Source organism: Shinella sp. SUS2 (genome assembly GCF_001262505.1).
In the GTDB taxonomy this organism is placed as follows: Bacteria; Pseudomonadota; Alphaproteobacteria; order Rhizobiales; family Rhizobiaceae; genus Shinella.
On sequence record NZ_KQ410723.1, the window covers coordinates 390,858 to 408,583 of the forward strand.

General features: G+C 65.9%; 17 protein-coding genes. 5 read left to right on the top strand and 12 right to left on the bottom strand.

Annotation, left to right across the window (positions count from 1 at the left end):
* Positions 1-11 precede the first annotated feature (11 nt).
* Positions 12-725, top strand: coding sequence for a 5-formyltetrahydrofolate cyclo-ligase (locus AKG11_RS01890; RefSeq protein WP_050742747.1), 714 nt, complete (start codon positions 12-14; stop codon positions 723-725).
* Here the strand turns inward: AKG11_RS01890 and AKG11_RS01895 are convergent.
* The 8 genes from AKG11_RS01895 to AKG11_RS01930 form a co-directional block, all read right to left on the bottom strand.
* Complete coding sequence (locus AKG11_RS01895; protein ID WP_050742748.1) at positions 689-1,966, bottom strand: CynX/NimT family MFS transporter; 1,278 nt, start codon at positions 1,964-1,966, stop codon at positions 689-691. The two genes, AKG11_RS01890 and AKG11_RS01895, sit on opposite strands and share 37 nt — an antisense overlap.
* Positions 1,963-2,640, bottom strand: coding sequence for a FadR/GntR family transcriptional regulator (locus AKG11_RS01900; RefSeq protein WP_050742824.1), 678 nt, complete (start codon positions 2,638-2,640; stop codon positions 1,963-1,965). Before AKG11_RS01900 ends, AKG11_RS01895 begins: the two co-directional genes overlap by 4 nt.
* Before the next feature lie 117 nt (positions 2,641-2,757).
* Complete coding sequence (locus tag AKG11_RS01905) at positions 2,758-4,563, bottom strand: aminopeptidase P family protein (protein ID WP_050742749.1); 1,806 nt, start codon at positions 4,561-4,563, stop codon at positions 2,758-2,760.
* 33 nt (positions 4,564-4,596) lie between these two features.
* Positions 4,597-5,592, bottom strand: a complete 996-nt coding sequence (locus AKG11_RS01910) for an ABC transporter ATP-binding protein (RefSeq protein WP_050742750.1) — start codon at positions 5,590-5,592, stop codon at positions 4,597-4,599.
* Positions 5,589-6,593 carry an ABC transporter ATP-binding protein gene (locus AKG11_RS01915; RefSeq protein ID WP_245290113.1) on the bottom strand — a complete coding sequence of 335 codons (1,005 nt, stop codon included), beginning with the start codon at positions 6,591-6,593 and terminating at the stop codon, positions 5,589-5,591. The genes AKG11_RS01910 and AKG11_RS01915 overlap by 4 nt, the downstream gene beginning before the upstream one ends.
* Before the next feature lies 1 nt (position 6,594).
* Positions 6,595-7,461, bottom strand: coding sequence for an ABC transporter permease (locus tag AKG11_RS01920; protein ID WP_050742752.1), 867 nt, complete (start codon positions 7,459-7,461; stop codon positions 6,595-6,597).
* Positions 7,458-8,399, bottom strand: coding sequence for an ABC transporter permease (locus tag AKG11_RS01925; RefSeq protein ID WP_050742753.1), 942 nt, complete (start codon positions 8,397-8,399; stop codon positions 7,458-7,460). Before AKG11_RS01925 ends, AKG11_RS01920 begins: the two co-directional genes overlap by 4 nt.
* 81 nt (positions 8,400-8,480) lie before the next feature.
* Positions 8,481-10,058, bottom strand: a complete 1,578-nt coding sequence (locus AKG11_RS01930; protein WP_050742754.1) for an ABC transporter substrate-binding protein — start codon at positions 10,056-10,058, stop codon at positions 8,481-8,483.
* Positions 10,059-10,279: 221 nt separating this feature from the next.
* On the opposite strand from AKG11_RS01930, the gene AKG11_RS01935 reads away from it, so the two are divergent.
* The gene (locus AKG11_RS01935) at positions 10,280-10,900 is read left to right on the top strand and encodes a cupin domain-containing protein (protein WP_023513075.1); all 621 of its coding nucleotides are present in this window, start codon (positions 10,280-10,282) and stop codon (positions 10,898-10,900) included.
* A 5-nt stretch (positions 10,901-10,905) separates the two neighbouring features.
* On the opposite strand, the gene AKG11_RS01940 is transcribed toward AKG11_RS01935, so the two are convergent.
* A complete protein-coding gene (locus AKG11_RS01940) occupies positions 10,906-11,937 on the bottom strand; it encodes a trans-3-hydroxy-L-proline dehydratase (RefSeq protein WP_023513074.1) in 1,032 nt (343 codons plus the stop codon).
* A 154-nt stretch (positions 11,938-12,091) separates the two neighbouring features.
* Here AKG11_RS01940 and AKG11_RS01945 point away from each other — a divergent pair, with 154 nt between their 5' ends.
* On the top strand, positions 12,092-12,793 hold the full coding sequence (locus AKG11_RS01945; RefSeq protein WP_245290114.1) for a GntR family transcriptional regulator: 702 nt from the start codon (positions 12,092-12,094) through the stop codon (positions 12,791-12,793).
* Between the two features lie 119 nt (positions 12,794-12,912).
* Here AKG11_RS01945 and AKG11_RS01950 read toward each other — a convergent pair whose 3' ends face one another.
* Complete coding sequence (locus AKG11_RS01950) at positions 12,913-14,964, bottom strand: HAMP domain-containing methyl-accepting chemotaxis protein (protein ID WP_082342306.1); 2,052 nt, start codon at positions 14,962-14,964, stop codon at positions 12,913-12,915.
* Positions 14,965-15,118: 154 nt separating this feature from the next.
* On the opposite strand from AKG11_RS01950, the gene AKG11_RS01955 reads away from it, so the two are divergent.
* Positions 15,119-15,844 (top strand): sulfate transporter family protein, encoded by a 726-nt coding sequence (locus AKG11_RS01955; protein ID WP_050742826.1) that lies wholly within the window; start codon positions 15,119-15,121, stop codon positions 15,842-15,844.
* On the opposite strand, the gene AKG11_RS01960 is transcribed toward AKG11_RS01955, so the two are convergent.
* Complete coding sequence (locus AKG11_RS01960; RefSeq protein ID WP_050742755.1) at positions 15,827-16,252, bottom strand: VOC family protein; 426 nt, start codon at positions 16,250-16,252, stop codon at positions 15,827-15,829. The two genes, AKG11_RS01955 and AKG11_RS01960, sit on opposite strands and share 18 nt — an antisense overlap.
* A gap of 141 nt (positions 16,253-16,393) precedes the next feature.
* On the opposite strand from AKG11_RS01960, the gene AKG11_RS01965 reads away from it, so the two are divergent.
* Positions 16,394-16,966 carry a TetR/AcrR family transcriptional regulator gene (locus AKG11_RS01965; RefSeq protein ID WP_050742756.1) on the top strand — a complete coding sequence of 191 codons (573 nt, stop codon included), beginning with the start codon at positions 16,394-16,396 and terminating at the stop codon, positions 16,964-16,966.
* On the opposite strand, the gene nth is transcribed toward AKG11_RS01965, so the two are convergent.
* Positions 16,956-17,711, bottom strand: a complete 756-nt coding sequence (gene nth, locus AKG11_RS01970; RefSeq protein ID WP_023514168.1) for an endonuclease III — start codon at positions 17,709-17,711, stop codon at positions 16,956-16,958. The genes AKG11_RS01965 and nth overlap by 11 nt on opposite strands.
* Positions 17,712-17,726: the final 15 nt, after the last annotated feature.

Genomic DNA, 17,726 nt, shown 5'->3' on the forward strand with positions numbered 1-17,726 from the left:
GGGAGGGCACGATGGAGGCCGATGACGACATTCCCGCGACTTTCGCCTCGCCGGCCTGCTTCATGCACGAAGTCGACCCGACCTATATGGGCCTGCCCGGCCCGCTCGACCGGCAGGCCTGGACGGACGTCAATCGCTGGCGCCGAAACGAACGCGAACGCCTGATCGCCGAGCGCCTCGCCGTGCCGGCCGAGCGGCGCGCGCAACAGGGCGAAGCCATCGCTGAAGGCATTCTCGCCGAGATCGGCGATGTCGGGGGACGCATCGTCAGCGCCTACTGGCCCTTCCGCGGCGAGCCGGACCTGCGGCCGCTGCTTGCCGAGGTCGCAAGACGCGGCGGGCGCACGGCGCTACCCGTCGTCGTCGAGAAGGCGAGGCCGCTGGAATTCCATCTCTGGCAGGCGGGCGATCCGCTTTCCCGTGGCGTCTGGAACATCCCGATACCGGCCGAGCAGAACCGCGTCCTGCCCGATATCGTGCTTTCGCCCGTCGTCGGCTACGATGCCGCCTGCTACCGGCTCGGCTATGGTGGCGGCTTCTTCGACCGGACACTGGCGGCCATGCCGGCACGGCCGCGCGTCATCGGTCTCGGCTACAGCGCGGCACGACTTCCAACGATCTATCCGCAGCTGCACGACATTCCGATGGACCTGATCGTGACGGAAACCGGCATCGTGCGCCCCGCGCCTCAGGCGGGCGTTTCCACCGTGCGTGCATTGACATAGAGCGCCCGGCCGGCAAACCAGCCGTTGACCGCCGCGCCGAGGCCGAGCAGCACGAAGAGCACGGCACTCCAGGCAAAGCTGCCGGTCCAGCTGCGGATGAGGCCGACGACCAGTGGGCCGATGGCGGCAAGCAGATAGCCGACGCATTGCGCCATGCCGGACAGATGCGCCGCCACATGCGGATCGCGCGTGCGCAACACGATGACGGTGAGCGCCACCGCGATCAGCCCGCCCTGCCCGATGCCCTGCAGCACCGCCCAGACCCAGACCGTGGACAGCGGCGCGAAAAGCAGGCCGAGAAGGGCGACGACGGCGAAGCCGCAAAGCACGACGTTGATCAGCCGCTGATCCTTGCCGCGCACGGCGATATGTGGCGCGACGAGGCAGGACGCGGCCTGCACCATGACGGAGACGGACACGATGGCCCCGGCGGTGACGCCATCGAGCCCGCGCTCGCGCAGGATCGGCACCAGCCAGCCGAACACACAATAGGCGAGCGCCGATTGCAGCCCCATGAAGAGGGTGACCTGCCAGGCGAGCCTGTCGCGCCACAGCCCCTCGACCCGGAAGCCCGAGCGTTTGACTTGCGAGCGCGTCGCCAGCACCTGCGGCAGCCACAGGAAGCCGACGATGAGCGCCGGCAGCGCCCAGACCGCAAGTGCCCCGTCGAGCGAACCGCCCAGCGCGTGCTCGATCGGCAAGGTCAGGCCGGCAGCGCTCGCCGCGCCGGCGCAGAGCGCCATCGTGTACCAGCCGGTCATCAGCGCCGCCTTGTCGGGAAAATCGCGCTTGACGAGGCCCGGCAGCAGCACGTTGCCGACTGCGATGCAGGCACCGGCAAGCGCCGTGCCGAGGAAGAGCAGCGGAATCGAGGAGAGGCCGCGCAGCGCCGTGCCGAGCGCCAGCAGGAAGACGACGAGGAGCAGCGTGCGCTCCGTGCCGATGCGCTGGGCAAGGCGCGGCGCCAGCGGCGAGAACAGGCCGAGGCAGACGACCGGCAGCGTCGTCAGGAGGCTGGCACCCGTAGCCGAAAGGCCGAGCGTGTCACGGATTTCCGGCAACAGCGCCGAAGCGCTGGAAAAGACCGGCCGCAGGTTGAAGGCGATGAGCACGAGGCTGGCGCCGAGCAGGAAGCGCGTGACGGCGGCCTTCGGACGCTGCGGCTCGGGCGTCGGCACGCTGTCGGCTTCGGCATCGATCAGGTCGATCGAGCCGGGATCGTTCTTGGCAAGATAGGTCATGACATCAGCAACCGGTCGAGGGCGGAAAGGACGGGTGCCATGAAGCGGCGGACGGCGGCATCGGCAGCGTCCGGACTGCCGCTCTCGATGGCATCGACGATGGCGACATGCGCGGCCATGTCGGGTTCCGGCAACTCCTGGCCAAGGGTCGCATCGATGGTTTCAGCAATCAGCGTCGAGAAGAAATCGTACATGCCGATCAGCACCACGTTCTGCGAGGCGGCGACCACGGCCTGATGGAAGGCGAAATCGCGCGCAATGAAACCGGCCTTGTCACCACTGCCGTAGTCGCCACGGGCGGCCAGCAGGGCCCGAAGTCCCGCAATGACGGCCGGCGTGTGGCGCAGCGCCGCAAGCCGCGCGGCCTCCGCATCCAGCGCCAGCCGCGCCTCGAACTGGTCGCGTAGCCCCGCGCGCCGGGCCATACCGAGCGGGCGCACGGTATCGGCCGTCGAGAGCACGTAGGTGCCGGAGCCCTGCCGGGTTTCGAGATAACCCTGCGAGACGAGCACGCGCACGGCCTCGCGCACCGTGCCGCGGCTGACGGAGAGCATGGCCGAGAGCGCCGCTTCGTTCGGCAGCTTCTCGCCCACCGTCCAGCGATGCTCCAGGATTTCGGTACGGATCGCCTCGACGGCGGTGTCGGCGAGATTGGTCTTGCTGAGGGCGCGCATGGATTCAATCACAAAGTCATCAGATGACTTTGTGATTATCTCTCTTTCCTCGGACCGTCAAAGGGAATCGGCCAGCCCATCTACGAGCCGGCCGATGATGCGTGGCAGATAAAATCCTTAGCCGGCCATAATGGGCGTTGTACGGGCCGCCAGCCAGTCGGCGACCTCCGGCTCCAGCAAGCCATCCATCGCCGCGGCGACCTCGGCGTGGTAGACATCGAGCCAATGGCGCTCGGCCTCCGTCAGGCTGCCGAGATCGGCAAGGCGCAGATCGATCGGCACCAGCGTCAGCGTCCGGAAACGAAGGAAACCGTCCGTATCGGCGACGACTTCCACCTGGTTTTCGATGCGGATGCCGTATTCGCCGGCCTTGTAGTAGCCGGGCTCGATCGTCGTCACCATGCCGGGGGCGAGCACGATCTCGTTGATGCGGCGGTCGAAGCGCTGTGGCTGCTCGTGAACCGAAAGGAAATGGCCGACACCGTGGCCGGTCCCATGGTCGTAGTCGAGACCGAGATCCCAGAGCGGGCGCCGGGCAAAAGCATCGACCTGATGACCGCAGGTGCCGACGGGGAATTTCAATGACATCATCGAGATGAAACCCTTCAGCACGGCGGTGTAGCTGCGCCGGACATCCTCGCCGACAGGCGCGAATGCGGTGGTGCGCGTGGCGTCTGTCGTGCCGGAAAGATACTGGCCGCCGGAATCGAGCAGATAGACACTCTTGGCGGAGATCGGCGCGTTGCTCGCGGCGCTCGCCGCATAGTGGCACATGGCGGCATGGCCGGCGGCCGCCGAGATGGAGCGGAAGCTCGGCTCGACGAAGATCTCGGACATCTGCCGGAAGGCGAGGATGCGCTCTTCCGCCTCCAGCTCGGTTATCGGCCGGCCGCCCGCTTCACGTTCGGCTGCGTGCCGTTCCAGCCAGGCGAAGAAGCGGATCCAGGCCGCGCCGTCGAGGCGGTGGCAGTCGCGGAAGCCGGCAAGCTCGACCGGGTTCTTGACCATCTTGGCAAGCGTGACGGGGCTGCGGGCAAGCCGCACCGTGCCGCCTGCCGACCGCACCGCATGGGCGACGGCCGATGGCGCGAAGGCCGGATCGAGCAGCAGGGTGCGGCCGGGCGCAGCGGCGCGAGCGCGCTCGATCAACGTTTCCGGCGCAGCCATGGTCACGCCATCGAGCTCGAAATCGGCAAGATCGTTCGGCAGCTTGCGGTGATCGACCAGCCATTCGGCCGTGCCCGCCCGGTCGAAGATCAGGAAGGACTGCGGCATGGGATTGAAGGCGACATCGCTGCCGCGCACGTTGAGGAACCAGGCAATGTTGTCCGGCTGGGTTTCGACGAGGAAGTCCGCGCCCTCCTTCGCCAGCATGGCGGCGATGCGCCCCTTCTTCTCAGCCACCGCCTCACCGGCATGGGAAAGCGGAAAGGCCATGATCTTGCCGAGCGGACGTTCCGGCTGGTCGGCCCAGATCGCATCGACGAGATCGCCCGAGACCGGCACCCAGTGGCCGCCCGCGGCCTCGACGGAGATACGGCAATCCGCATCCCAGGTGGAGGGCAACAGCATGGCGTTGAAACCGACGCGCTCGCCGGAGCGCAGGTTCTTCGCCAGCCAGTCCTTCAACGGCGCATCGTAAAAATGCTCGATGGAGAACAGGTCCTGGTCGATCTCCTCGCGCACCTGCACCTGATAGCGACCATCCACGAAGATCGCCGCGCGGTCGCGCATGACGATGGCAACGCCCGCCGAGCCGGAAAAGCCGGTGACATGGGCAAGGCGATTGTCATGGGCGGCGCAATATTCGCCCTGGTGCTCGTCGAAGCGCGGAACGACATAGCCGTCGAGCCCTTCCTCCGCGAGTCTTGCGCGAAGGGCGGCGACGGGGCCGGCGGTCTGCGGCCGGGTTTTCGGGGTCATGGCAGTGTCCTTGGATTGCAACGGAGAGGGATTTCAGGTGCCCGGCAGCGCGTCCGCGAAGTGGCAGGCCGCAAGGCCCGCACCGGCCGGCCGGAGCGCCGGCTTCTCACGCCGGCAGATCTCGCCGGCGTGCGGACAGCGCAGATGGAAGGGGCAGCCCGGCGGCACATTGAGCGGCGATGGCAATTCGCCGGCGATGGCAGGCTTGCGCCGGCGTTTTCCGGGATCGAGCGAGGGGGCGGCGGCAAGCAGCGCGCGGGAATAGGGATGCACGGGATTGGCGAAGAGCGGACCGGACGGGCCGATCTCGACGATGGCGCCGAGATAGATGACGGCGACGCGGTGCGAGACGTGGCGGACGAGCCGGAGGTCGTGCGCGACGAAGAGCACCGTCAGGCCGAGCGTATCCTGCAGCTCCATCAGAAGGTTGACGACCTGCGCCTGGACGGAGACGTCGAGCGCGGAGACCAGCTCGTCGGCAACGAGGCAGGTGGGCTCCAGCGAAAGCGCGCGGGCAATGCCGATGCGCTGGCGCTGGCCGCCGGAAAACTCGTGCGGGTACTTGTCCGCCGCCCCCTCGGGCAGGCGCACGAGATCCAGCAGCTCCTCGACACGCCGGCCGACCGCCGCGCCGCTGCGCATGCCGTGTACGGTGATCGCCTCCTCCAGCGTGTCGCGCACCGTCATACGGGGATTGAGCGAGGTATAGGGGTCCTGGAACATCATCTGGACACGGCGGTTGTAGGCGCGCCGCTTTGCGCCCCGGAGGCCGACGACGCTTTCGCCCTCGAAGAGGATGTCGCCCGAGGTCGGCCGGTTGAGACCGGCGATGCAGCGGGCGAGCGTGGACTTGCCGCACCCCGATTCGCCGACGATGCCGAGCGTCTCGCCGGGCATGACATCGAGCTCGACGCCGTTCAGCGCCGAGACGACCTTTCGCGGCCGGCGCGCGACGGTATCGGCGAGCGAGCGGGGTTTTGCGAATGTCATCGACAGATCGCGGATGGAGAGAAGTGGGGCAAGGCTCATTGGGCTGCCTCCCGTGCGGAGAAAAAGGCCGCGGCTTCGGGGAGCCGGTGGCAGGCGACGAGCCTCCCACCCGAAAGCGCGGCAAGCGGGGGCCGGACGTTCCGGCAATCAGGCCCGGCGACCGGGCAACGCGCCGTGAAGGCACAGCCCGCCGGCATGGCGGAGAGCGCAGGCGGCGCGCCGGGAATGGAATAGAGCGGCGTGCGCGGCGGCACGTCGCGCGGGATGGAGCGCAGGAGGCCGAGCGTATAGGGGTGTCGGGCGTCCCCGATCACCGCCGCCGTCTCGCCGGTCTCGCAAAGCCGTCCGCCATACATGACCGCGACGCGGTCGCAGGTCTCCGCCACCACCGCCATGTCATGGGTAACGAGGATCATCGCCATGCCGAGTTCCTCGGCGAGCGACTGGATAAGGCGAAGGATCTGGTCCTGGATCGTCACGTCGAGCGCCGTCGTCGGCTCGTCGGCAAGAAGCAGGCGCGGATTGGAGGCGAGCGCGATGGCGATCATCACCCGCTGGCGCATGCCGCCGGAAAATTCGTGCGGATAGTCGCCGAGCCGGCTGCGCGCGGCAGGAATACCGACCATGTCGAGCAATTCGACGGCGTGGGCCTTACGGGCGCGGGCGTCGAGATCCGTATGGGCGACGAGGTTTTCCTCGATCTGCAGGCCGACCGTCAAAAGCGGGTTGAGCGAGGACATCGGCTCCTGGAAGATCATGGCGATCTCTCGCCCGCGCACGGCCCGCAGGCGCGTCTCGTCCAGTGCGGCAAGATCGCGGCCCTTCCAGAGGATTTCCCCGAAGACCCGGCCGCGGGGCTGCACGATGCCGAGGATCGAGCGCAGCGTGATGCTCTTGCCCGAGCCGGATTCGCCGACGAGGCCGAGGATCTCGCCTTCGCGGACCTCGAAGGAAACACCGTCGACGGCGACGAGGGGATGCGCGGCGGGACCGAATTCGGTGCGCAGGTTCCGCACCGCAAGAACGACCGGTTTTTCCATGTCAGCGTCCCTTCGGGCGAAGCAGGTCCGCCAGTGCATCGCCGAGCAGGCTGAAGCCGAGGCCGGTGACGACGATGGCGATGCCGGGCATGAGGCTCATCCACCAGGCGGTCATCAGGAAGTTGCGGCCCTCCGCAATCAGCACGCCCCATTCGGCGGCGGGCGGCTGGGCGCCGAGGCCGAGATAGCCGAGCGAAGAGCCGAGCAGGATGGCGAGCGCCATGTCGGTCATCCAGTAGACGATGACGGGGGAGATGGCGTTGGGCAAAAGATGGCGGAAGATGATGCGGGTATCGGAATAGCCGAGAACGCGGCCGGCGGCGGCATAGTCGTTCGCCTTCTGCGCCATGATCTCCGCCCGCGTCAGCCGGGCATAATAGACCCAGTTCACGGCGGTGATTGCCACATACATGTTGACGAGGCCGGGGCCGAGCACGGCGACGATGGCGATGACCAGAACGAGAAAGGGAAAGGTGATGATGGCATCGACACAGCGGCCGAAGATCATGTCCGCGACACCGCCGTAATAGCCGACGAAGGCGCCGACGGTGACCCCGATGAGAAGTGCGAAAATGGTGGCGAAGAAAGCCATCTGCATATCGACCGAATAGGCCCAGATGACGCGCGAGAGCATGTCGCGGCCGAAATTATCGGTGCCGAAGGGATGGGCAAGGCTCGGCCCCTGCTGGATCGCGTTGAGATCGAAGGCCAGCGGGTCGTAGGGCGCAAGCACCCCGGGGAAGAGGGCGAGCGCCAGCGACAGGACGAGGATGGCAAAGCCGGTAACGAAGGCGGGCTTGGCGAAGGCGCGGGCAAGGAAGGCCTTGAGCCGCGAGGGTCTTGCCGCGGAAAGGGTGACGGTGCTCATGACTGGCGAAGCCTCGGATCGAGCCAGGACTGCACGACATCCGTCAGGAGGAAGACGACGGAGACGAGCACGGCGAAGGTGAGCGTCAGCCCCTGGATCAGCGGATAATCGCGCGCGAAGATCGCCTCCAGCATCAGCCGGCCGACGCCCGGTACGGCAAAGACCGTCTCGGTCACCAGCGTGCCGCTCATCAGGTTGCCGATGGAAAGGCCGAGCAGGGTCACGGTGGAAACCATGGCGTTGCGCAGCACATGGCGCGTCATGATGATGCGCGGGGAAAGACCCTTTGCGCGGGCGAACTGGACGTAGTCGGCATCCAGCACCTCGATCAGCGAGGCGCGCAGGTTTCGAAGGATGACCGCCGACGTGTAGAGCGCGACGGAAAGCGCCGGCAGGATGAGGTGGTAGAGATTGTCGAGGAAGCTCGTGCCGTAGCCGCCGACCGGAAAGAGGCGGAGCTTTGCGGCGAGCACCGTCAGCAGGAGGAGGCCGATATAGAAGACCGGCATCGACAGGCCCACCTGGAAGATGCTGCGGATCGCGATATCGGTCGCACCGTTGGCACGGGCGGCGGCAAGGAAGGCGAGCGGCCCGGCAAGACAGATGGCGAGCACGATGGAATAGAGCGCCAGGAAGATCGTCGTCGGCAGGCGGGCGAGGATGACCTCGGTGACCGGCGCCTTCAGCATGATCGAGCGGCCGAGATCGCCCGTCAGCGTATTCTTGACGAACACGCCGAACTGCACCGGCAACGGCTGGTCGAGGCCGAGATTGCGGCGGATCTGCTCGATCTGCGCGTCGGTCGCCTTGGCCTCGGCCATGGCGATGGCCGGATCGCCCGGCAGGAGGCGCACGAGAAGGAAGATGAAGATCATCACCAGGAGGAAGGTGGGGATGATCTGCACCAGCCGCGCCAGAAGATAGGAAAGCGAAGGCATGGATGAAACCTCAATGCCACCTGCCGCAGGCAACAAGGCATACGGCAGGCAACGTTCGAGCTGGTGTCGTCGGGTCTGGCACTACTTGGCGCGCCAGGCCTCGGAGAAGTCGTTCGCGCCGAGCGGGGTCTGCACATACCCCTCGATGGAGCGCGAGACGGCAACGGCGAAGGGCGTCTCGAAGAGGAAGAGCAGCGGCGCCTCCTGCGCATAAATCTCCTGCATGCGCTTGTATTCGCCCTTGCGCTTTTCCGGATCGACCTCGGAGTTCGACGCCTCGAAGAGCGTGTTGAATTCCGCATTGTTCCAGCCGGTGCCGACGGCCTGGCGCTGCTTGTAGTAGCCGAGCCAGCCGGTGACCTGCGCCGGGTCGTTCACGTCGTTGGCCCAGCCGTAGGTGTGGATATCGAAGGCGCCGGAGCGGTTCTTCTCGCCGCGCGTCGGGTTGTCGACCTGCTCGACGGTGAGATTGACGCCGAGCGGCGCCCACATCTGCTGGAGCGCGGTGAAGAGCGTGGCGTCGTCGGCGCTGCCGGCAAGCGTCGTCAGCTTCACCTCGAAGCCGCCGGAAAGGCCGGCTTCGCCGAGCAGGGCCTTTGCCTTCTCCGGATCATAGGGGTAGAGCGGCGCGGGGCCGTGATGCAGCTGGGTCGCGGCCGACATCAGCGAGGTCATCGGCTTGCCCGTGTCGAAGGTGACGAGCTTGATCAGCACATCCTTGTTCGTCGCGTAGTTCAGCGCCTGGCGCACTTTCACGTCGGCCAGCGGGTTCTTCGCCCCGTCGGCGCGCGTCTCGCGCGTGTTGATCGGCGCATAAACGATGCGCGTCGAGGGGAACAGCTCCATCTTGAGGTTCGGATCGGCACCGAGCTCCCCGACGCGGGCGAAGGGGATGAACTCGGCCGCGTCGACCTCCCCGGCCTGCAGCTTCAGGATACGCGTCGCGTCGTCGGGAATGACGGCGAAGGTGACTTCGTCGAGATAGGGCAGCGGCTTGCCGTCCTCGCCGGGGCGCCAGTAGTTCGGGTTGCGGGCAAAGCTCATGCTGGCGCCCTGCACGCGGCTCTTCAGCATGAAGGGGCCTGACGTGACGGGGCCGCCCGCGAAGAAGGTCTGCGCCTTCTCCTGGTCCGTCGCGCCCGCCGCCTTCTCGAAGGCCGCTTTCGGCATGATGCCGGTGTTGAAGGTCGCAAGGATCGAAAGAATGGTCGGATCGGGCTGCTTCAGCGCGAGCGTGACGGTGTCGCCCTCGGCCGTCACGTTTTCAACCGAACCGAGCAAGCCGGCCCAAGGGCCGAGATCGGGATTGCGCGCCCGGTCGAGCGAGAAGATGACATCCTCTCCGGTGATCGGCGAGCCATCGGAGAACTTGAGGCCGGACCGCAGGGTCAGCGTGATCGCCTTTCCATCGGCGGAAACCGCGTGGCTTTCGGCAAGACCGGGCACGATGGAGCCGTCAGGACCGTTGCGCAGCAGCGTTTCGTAGAAGGCGTTGATCATCCACAGATCAGGATTCCGGTCGGCATAGACGGGGTCGATGATCGCCGAATCGTCATAACGGGCAAAGGCCATCGACCCGCCGCGCTCGATGGCGAGCGCCGAAGTCGCGGCGGTAAGGCCAAGGGCCGCGCCCAGGAAAAGTGGCAACAAAGGCTTCATGTCATTCCTCCTCGATGGTCCGGCAAGGCCGGCATCTGCCTTTTTGGATATTGGATCCAATTTTTCCGGACAGGGCTTGCCCTTTCCGGCATGAAAACGCAGACGTTCGTGTTGATCCCCCTTAAAAACCGGCGGCAGGCACGATAGGCTCGCGAGCTTGCGCAACCGACTTTAGTCAAACTAAAGTCCATCACGCGATGCAAGTCAAGCGGAAAGCCACGATGACCCTCGACGACGACAAGATGCCCGCCAGCGACGCCGGAGGAACCGGCAGCGACATGCCCGCGCCCGCCGCCCTCGGCCGGATGCTGCGCCAGCGCCGCAAGGCGATCGGCAAGACGATGAAGCAGGTGGCGCTTGAGGCGGGCCTCACGGAGGGCTTCATCAGCCAGATCGAACGCGGGCTTTCCACGCCCTCGCTGATCTCGCTCTACAACGTCGCCAACGCGCTCGGCACCAGCGTCGATACCTTCCTGTCGCAGCCGCCGCGGCATGAGCACTCGATGGTCTCCCATGCCGGCGAGCGGCCCGGCTACAATGTGGCGACGAAGGACCGGGTCTATGAACTGCTCGAACGCGGCTTTCCCGGCGCCATGCTGAACGGCTGCATCACCCAGATTCCGGAAGGCTATGTCTCCGAGCTGACGAACCATGAGGGCGAGGACTTCATCTACCTGATCGAGGGTGAAATCCTCTACGAGGTGGACGGCAAGGACTATCACCTGAAGGCCGGCGACACGCTGCACTTCCCCTCGAAACTGCCGCACCGGGCCCGCAACATCGGCAAGGGCCCGGCGCGTGAGCTCTGGGTCGGCACGACCCGGATCATCACCGAAGACTGACCGCGTTACTGCTTGCGCGGCCAGGTGTCGGCAAGGCGGTAACCCGCTGGCCACGGGTCATCCGGATCGAGCATGACCTGGCTGGTGCCGGTGACCCAGGCGCGGCCGGAGATTTCCGGCACGATGGCCGGACGGCCACCGACCGTGGTTTCGCCGACGATACGGCAATCGAAGCGCGAATCGAGGATCGAATAGCCGGAAAAGCTCTGGCCGACCTTGATCTGGCCGCGGGCATGCAGCACGGCCATGCGGGCCGAGCAGCCGGTGCCGGTCGGCGAGCGGTCGAGCTTGGCCGGCTGGATGACGACCGTGTTACGGCCATGCAGCGCCCCGTCGCGCTCGTCCACCGGCAGCGTCAGCTGGCAGAAGGAGATGTGGCTCCATTCCGGGTTTTCGGGATGGGTGAAGCCGAGCTGCTCGTTGGCCGCCTTGGTGATGCGGATACCGGTCTCCGCCAGCTCGCGCGCCTCGTCCGGTGTCACGGCGAAACCAAGCGCGCGCGCATCGGTGAGGACGAAGCTGTCGCCGCCATAGGCAGTGTCGACAGTGAGCGTGCCGAGGCCCTCCACTTCAAGCTTCGCATCCAGCTTGTCGGCGAAGGAGGGGACGTTGGTGACGGTGATGCGCTCGGCCTTGCCGTTGCGGCACGCGGCGACGACATTCACCAGCCCGCCCGGCGCTTCCAGCACCATGTGGGTTTCTGGTTCAACCATCGGCACGATGCCGCTGTCGAGCAGCACGGTGGAGACGCAGATCGAATTGGAGCCGGACATCGGCGGTGTGTCCTCCGGCTCCATGATGATGAAGCCCATCGTGGCGCGCGGATCCTTCGGCGGCACGAGCAGGTTGATGTGGCGGAACACGCCGCCGCGCGGCTCGTTCAGCACGAAATTGCGCAGGGCCTTGTCCTCGGCGATGAACTTGCGCTGCTCCCACAGCGTCTTGCCAGGCGGCGGGGCGACGCCCCCGACGATGACGTCGCCCACCTCGCCCTCGGCGTGGCAGGAAACGATGTGGATGACCTTGCTGCTGCGCATGGCTCTTTCTCCGATTTCAGGCTGTTTCGGCGCGGTCGGCCTTGCCTTGCCGACGCGGTTCCGCTTTCATAGAAAAATTGGATCCAATATACAATCGTGTTTTTCATGGGGCTGCTCCAGCAGGGCTCTGTTGCCCCGCCTCTGGTTTCGACCTATGACCGATCGCTTCATTCCACCGGGGTTCGACGTGATGAAATTTGCTGCCGTCGATGTCAGGCAGGCCGCTTCGGCGGCGGACATCGTCTACGAGGCCCTGCGCAAGGCGATCATCGAGGGCGACCTTGCCGAGGGCGAGAACCTTCGGCAGGACCAGATCGCGCAGATGTTCAACATCAGCCGCATCCCGGTGCGCGAGGCCCTGTCACGGCTGGAGCAGCACGGCCTCATCACGACCCAGCGCTACAAGGGCGCCGTCGTGGCCGGCCTTTCGGTCGAGGAGATCGAGGAGATCTTCGAGTTCCGCGCACTGATCGAGGCGGAGGTCATCCGCCTCGCCGTGCCCAACCTCGACCGGGAGACGCTGGAAAAGGCACGGGGTTACTGCAACGAATTCGACCGGGAGACCGATCCGCACCGCTGGGGCGAGGTCAACCGCAACTTCCACTACAGTCTCTATGAGGCTTCGCGCCGGCCGTATTATCTGCAGAACGTGCGCTCCTCGCTCGACCGCATCGACCGGTATCTGCGTGCCCAGCTGACCTTCACCAACGGGGTGCCGCGTGCCGGACGCGAACATGAGGCGATCCTTGCCGCCTGCGAACAGGGTGATGCGGATCTCGCCTCGCGGCTCACCCGCGCCCACATCCTCGATGCCGGCCGATCTCTGATGACGTTCTTGCGGGAGCAGCGAGGCTGAGCATGGCGCCTCAAGGCCCGAACACAGGTTCGGCCGCCGCGCCGGCTCTGCTGAAGGGATGATCTATCTCGCGAAAGAGCCTGCCGGGTCGAAGCGCCCCGCCGACCACCCGGTTTTCGTCAAAACTCTTCCCAGTCCCCGTCATTCCCCTTGTCCTGCCGCACGCCAAGGGCGCCTGCCAGCTTTTCGCTGAGCGCGAGGGCCGGAGAGGTGACGGGGCGCGATACGCTGTTGGCGGGCTTGACGTTCCATTGGCCTGGCGACTTGCGGGCGAGTTTCGGAGCCATGATGGACGCCACCGTCGGTGAAACCGGGGGCGATGCAGGCGTCGACGACGGCACGACATGCAGATGCGGGGCATGCACGGTGCGGCCGGCGGCGGCGCTGCCGCCGACATTGAAACGGCCGATCAGCGCGTTGAGCGCCTGCACCTCGGAGGCGAGGCCATGGCTTGCGGCGGTCGTCTCCTCCACCATGGCGGCGTTCTTCTGCGTGCCCTGGTCCATCGCATTGACGGCGGTATTGATCTCCTGAAGGCCGGACGACTGTTCACGCGCCGCCTCGACGATCGCCTGGACGTGGCCGTTGATCTCCTGCACCTCGGTGACGATCGCCTGCAGTGCGCGGCCCGTATCGCCGACGAGGGAGACGCCGGAGCGCACCTGCTCGCCCGAAGTCGTGATCAGTGCCTTGATCTCCTTGGCGGCCTTGGCCGAGCGCTGGGCGAGTTCACGCACTTCCTGCGCGACGACGGCAAAGCCCTTGCCCGCCTCGCCTGCCCGGGCCGCTTCCACACCCGCATTGAGGGCAAGGAGATTGGTCTGGAAGGCGATCTCGTCGATGACACCGATGATGCTGGTGATCTCGCTGGAGGACTTTTCGATCTCCTGCATGGCCGAAACGGCGCGGCGCACAATGTCGCCGGATTTTTCAGCGCCCGTGCGGGTGCGTGCGACGAGCTGGCCCGCCTCCTCCGCCCGCCGGGTGGAATCCTTCACGGTGGTGGTGATCTCTTCGAGCGCGGCGGCGGTTTCCTCGACGGAGGCAGCCTGCTGCTCGGTGCGGCGCGACAGATCGTCAGCGGCGACGCGGATCTGGCTGGCGCCGGCGTCGATCGCGCGGGCATTCTCGCCGACCTCGCGCAGCGCATCGCTGAGGCGTGAGACGGAGGCGTTAAAATCCTCGCGCAGCCGGTCGAGATCGCCGTCGAAGGGTTTTTCGATACGGCAGGTCATGTCGCCGCCCGCAAGCCTGCCGAGCGCTTCGGCAAGGCTGGCGACGGCCTCCTGCACACGGCCGCTGTCGCGGGTGCGCTCTGCTTCGCGCGCCTGGCGCTCGCCCTCGGCGCGGCGACGATCGTCGTCGCCCTGACGTTCGAGGCGCTGGCGCTCGGCCGCATTGTCGCGGAAGACGGCGACGGTGCCGGCCATCTCGCCGATCTCGTCCCTGCGGTCGGCATGCGGGATGGTGACGGCGGCGTCACCGGCCGCCAGCTTCTTCATTGCGCCGGCAAGACCGTTGAGCGGTCTGACGACGCGGCGGTTGACGAGGACGACCGCGGCAAGCGCCAGGCCCATGGAGATGACTAGCGAAGCCCAGGTGAGCGCGAAGGCCGAGCCTTCCTCGCCGCGCGCCGAAAGGATCGTCTCGTCCGTCACCTTCTGGGTGCTGGCGACGAGGTCGTTCAACGAAGCGCTGATCGCATCGGCGCTCGCCTGCATCGGCCCCTTGTAGACTTCCAGCGCCGGACCCTTGGCGGCAATGGCCGAGAACTGGATGAGCTTTGCCGCATCGTCGAGATAGGTTTTCAAGGTCGCCTTGATGCCGTCGATTTCCGCGACGGCGGCCGCATCGCCGCTGTTGGCCGCGCCATAACTATCCACCATGCCGGCAAAGGCATCGGCGCGCTCCTTGATGCGCGCCTCGATACGGCCGATCTCGTCGGGATCCATCGAGAGCAAGTGTTCGGAATAGGTCGCGTTGAGCTCGGAGAAGGCGTGGCTGAGCTGGAGGATGCGGCTCATCTCGGGCATGCGCTCGGCGCCGATACGCTCGATATGGCCGGTCATCGCCGAAAGGGAGCGGAAGGCGACGACGCCTTGCAGGGCGCCCAGCACGACCATGAGGACGAAGAGCGCGGGCAGGAGCCTGCTGATCCGGACATTACGCATGACAGTTCCCTGATAGTCTTCGGCGGCACGGCTTCGTGCGGGTGCGCAAAAGTTTAGGAGCGGTCGTTTAACGCAGGCTTAATGGACGGACCCGACCTCCTGCCTTGCCGGCTGCTTTTCCATACCCTACATGCGGGGCGAACAGGAGTTTTCGATGATCCTCGACGCCGCCCGCCTTTCGCTTGCCAATCTCTTCGCTCCCGAGACGCGGGGCGTCTTCTGGAAAGTCATCGGGCTCACCCTGCTCGCGCTCATCGTCCTGTGGTTCGGCCTCAGGGAAACCTTCATCGCCTTCGCCTGGCCCTTTCTGCAGGGCATGATGATGCCCGACCTGCCGGAATGGGCGGGCTGGCTCACCTTCGTCTTCGGCATCCTCGCCAGCATCGGCCTGGCGCTCGGCCTTGCTCTTCTGCTTGCGCCGGTGACGGCGATCATCGCCGGCTTCTTCCTCGACGACGTCGCCGAGGTGATCGAGAAACGCGACTATCCCGGACAGCCGCCCGGGCAGGCACTGCCGCTCGGCCAGGCGATTGCCGGCTCGATCAAGTTCCTCGGCATCGTCATCCTCGGCAACCTTTTCGCGCTTTTCCTGCTGTTCATCCCGGGCATCAACCTCGTCGCCTTCTTCCTGGTCAACGGCTACCTGCTCGGCCGGGAGTTCTTCGAATTCGCGGCCATGCGCCACCGGACACCGGCAGAGGCGCGCCTGTTCCGGGCCAAGCACGCCTCGACGGTGTTGATCGCCGGCCTCCTGATCGCCGCGTTCCTGGCGATCCCGATCGTCAATCTCCTGACGCCCCTCTTTGCCGCCGGCCTCATGGTGCATCTCCACAAGGCGCTGAGCGGCAAGGATCCGGGCTTCTCACTGCGGCAGGGCTGACGTCTCGTACAGCGCGACATAATCGCCCTTCGGCGGGATCGGCTTGATCACGTCGATGAGCATGCCGTTGGGATCGGCAGTGATGAAGTGGCGCTGGCCGAAATCCTCATCGCGAATATCGAGCAGGATGGGCAGCCCGGCGGCGCGCAGGTCCGCATAGACCGCATCGACATCCTCCACTTCGAAGTTCAGCAGCATGCCGGAAACCCTGCCGCGGCCGATGGCCGGGATCGTCTCATGGCTGCCGTCGAGTACCGCAAGCGTAACCTTCTCATCCTCGCGCGACTGGAGGTGGACATACCAGCCACTGTCGAAGAGGGCTTCGAAGCGGAAGTGCTTTTCATAGAAGGCGGCCGTGCCGGCGACGTCGTTGGTCATGATCACCGGATAGTAACTGATCGTTTTCATCGGGCTTCTCCTGGTTCCGTTTTTCGTGTCGCGACGGCCAACCGCCTTATGGATTTCACTGGATTCGCCGTCTAATTAAACATACAATCTGTATGTTTCCGTCAATTAACATACATTCTGTTTGCATGTAAAGGAGAAAAAATGGCGCGCAGCAACAAAGAACGCACCGAGGCGACGCGCCTGGCGCTGATCGAAGCAGCCCGGCGGCTTTTCGTGGAGAAGGGTTATGCGGAGACGGCGACGCCCGACATCGTGGCGGAGGCCGGAGTGACGCGCGGCGCGCTCTACCACCATTTCGAGGACAAGAAGGCCCTGCTCCGCGCGACGCTGGAGCGGGAAGCGGAGGCAGTTGCCGCTCATATCGAAAGGGTCTCGCTACCCTCCGGCTCGCCGCGCGACGCGCTGCTATCAGGCGCGACCGCCTATTTCGACGCCATGGCGGAGCCCGGCCGCACGCGCCTTCTGCTGCTCGAGGCGCCCGCCGTACTCGGCTTCGAAAGCACCGGCGCGATCGACAGGGACAATGCGGAGAGCACATTGAGGGTCGGGCTTTCCGACCTGCTCGGCAAGGATGTGGACGCAGCAAGGCTTCAGGCCCTGACCGACCTCATCTCCGCCGCCTTCGACCGGGCGGCGATCGCCATCGAGACGGGTGCCGACCGAAAAACCTATGAGGCGGCGATCGCCAGCCTGCTGGACGGGCTCAGGGCGTAGGGCCGAAGAGCTGCGGCGGCAACTCCACGAGGGGCGCCGGCACGTCGCAGGTCTTTTCCGGCGAGCGACAGAGATCTGCAATCACGCAGTGCTCGCATTCCGGCTTGCGCGCCTTGCAACAGTATCGCCCGTGCAGGATCAGCCAGTGATGCGCGTGGTAGAGATACTCGTCCGGAATGAGGCGGATCAGCTTGTCCTCCACCTCGTCGGGTGTTTTTCCCGGTGCCAGTCGAAGGCGATTGGCGATGCGGAAGATATGCGTATCGACCGCCATTGTCGCCTGGCCGAACGCCATGGACAGCACCACGTTCGCCGTCTTGCGCCCGACGCCGGGCAACATGATCAGCTCCTCGCGGGTGCGCGGAACCTCGCTGCCAAACCGGTCGACAAGCATCTGGCTGAGGGCGATGACGTTCTTCGCCTTGTTGCGATAGAGCCCGATCGTCTTGATGTAGTCGCGGACCTTTTCCTCGCCGAGCGCCAGCATCTTTTCCGGCGTGTCGGCGACCTTGAAGAGCGCGCGCGTCGCCTTGTTCACGCCTGCATCCGTCGCCTGGGCGGACAGCGCCACGGCAACGACCAGCGTGAAGGGATTGACGTGCTCCAGCTCACCCTTCGGCTCCGGCCGCTGGATGGAGAAGCGTCGAAAGATCTCCTTCAGCTCATCCTGCGAATAGAGGCTCTTCGGCCGGGCCGGCGTCTTGCGCCGCGGCGCTGCTTTCTTCTTGATCGTTCCGTTTTCCATGGTGCTCCCGCAGGA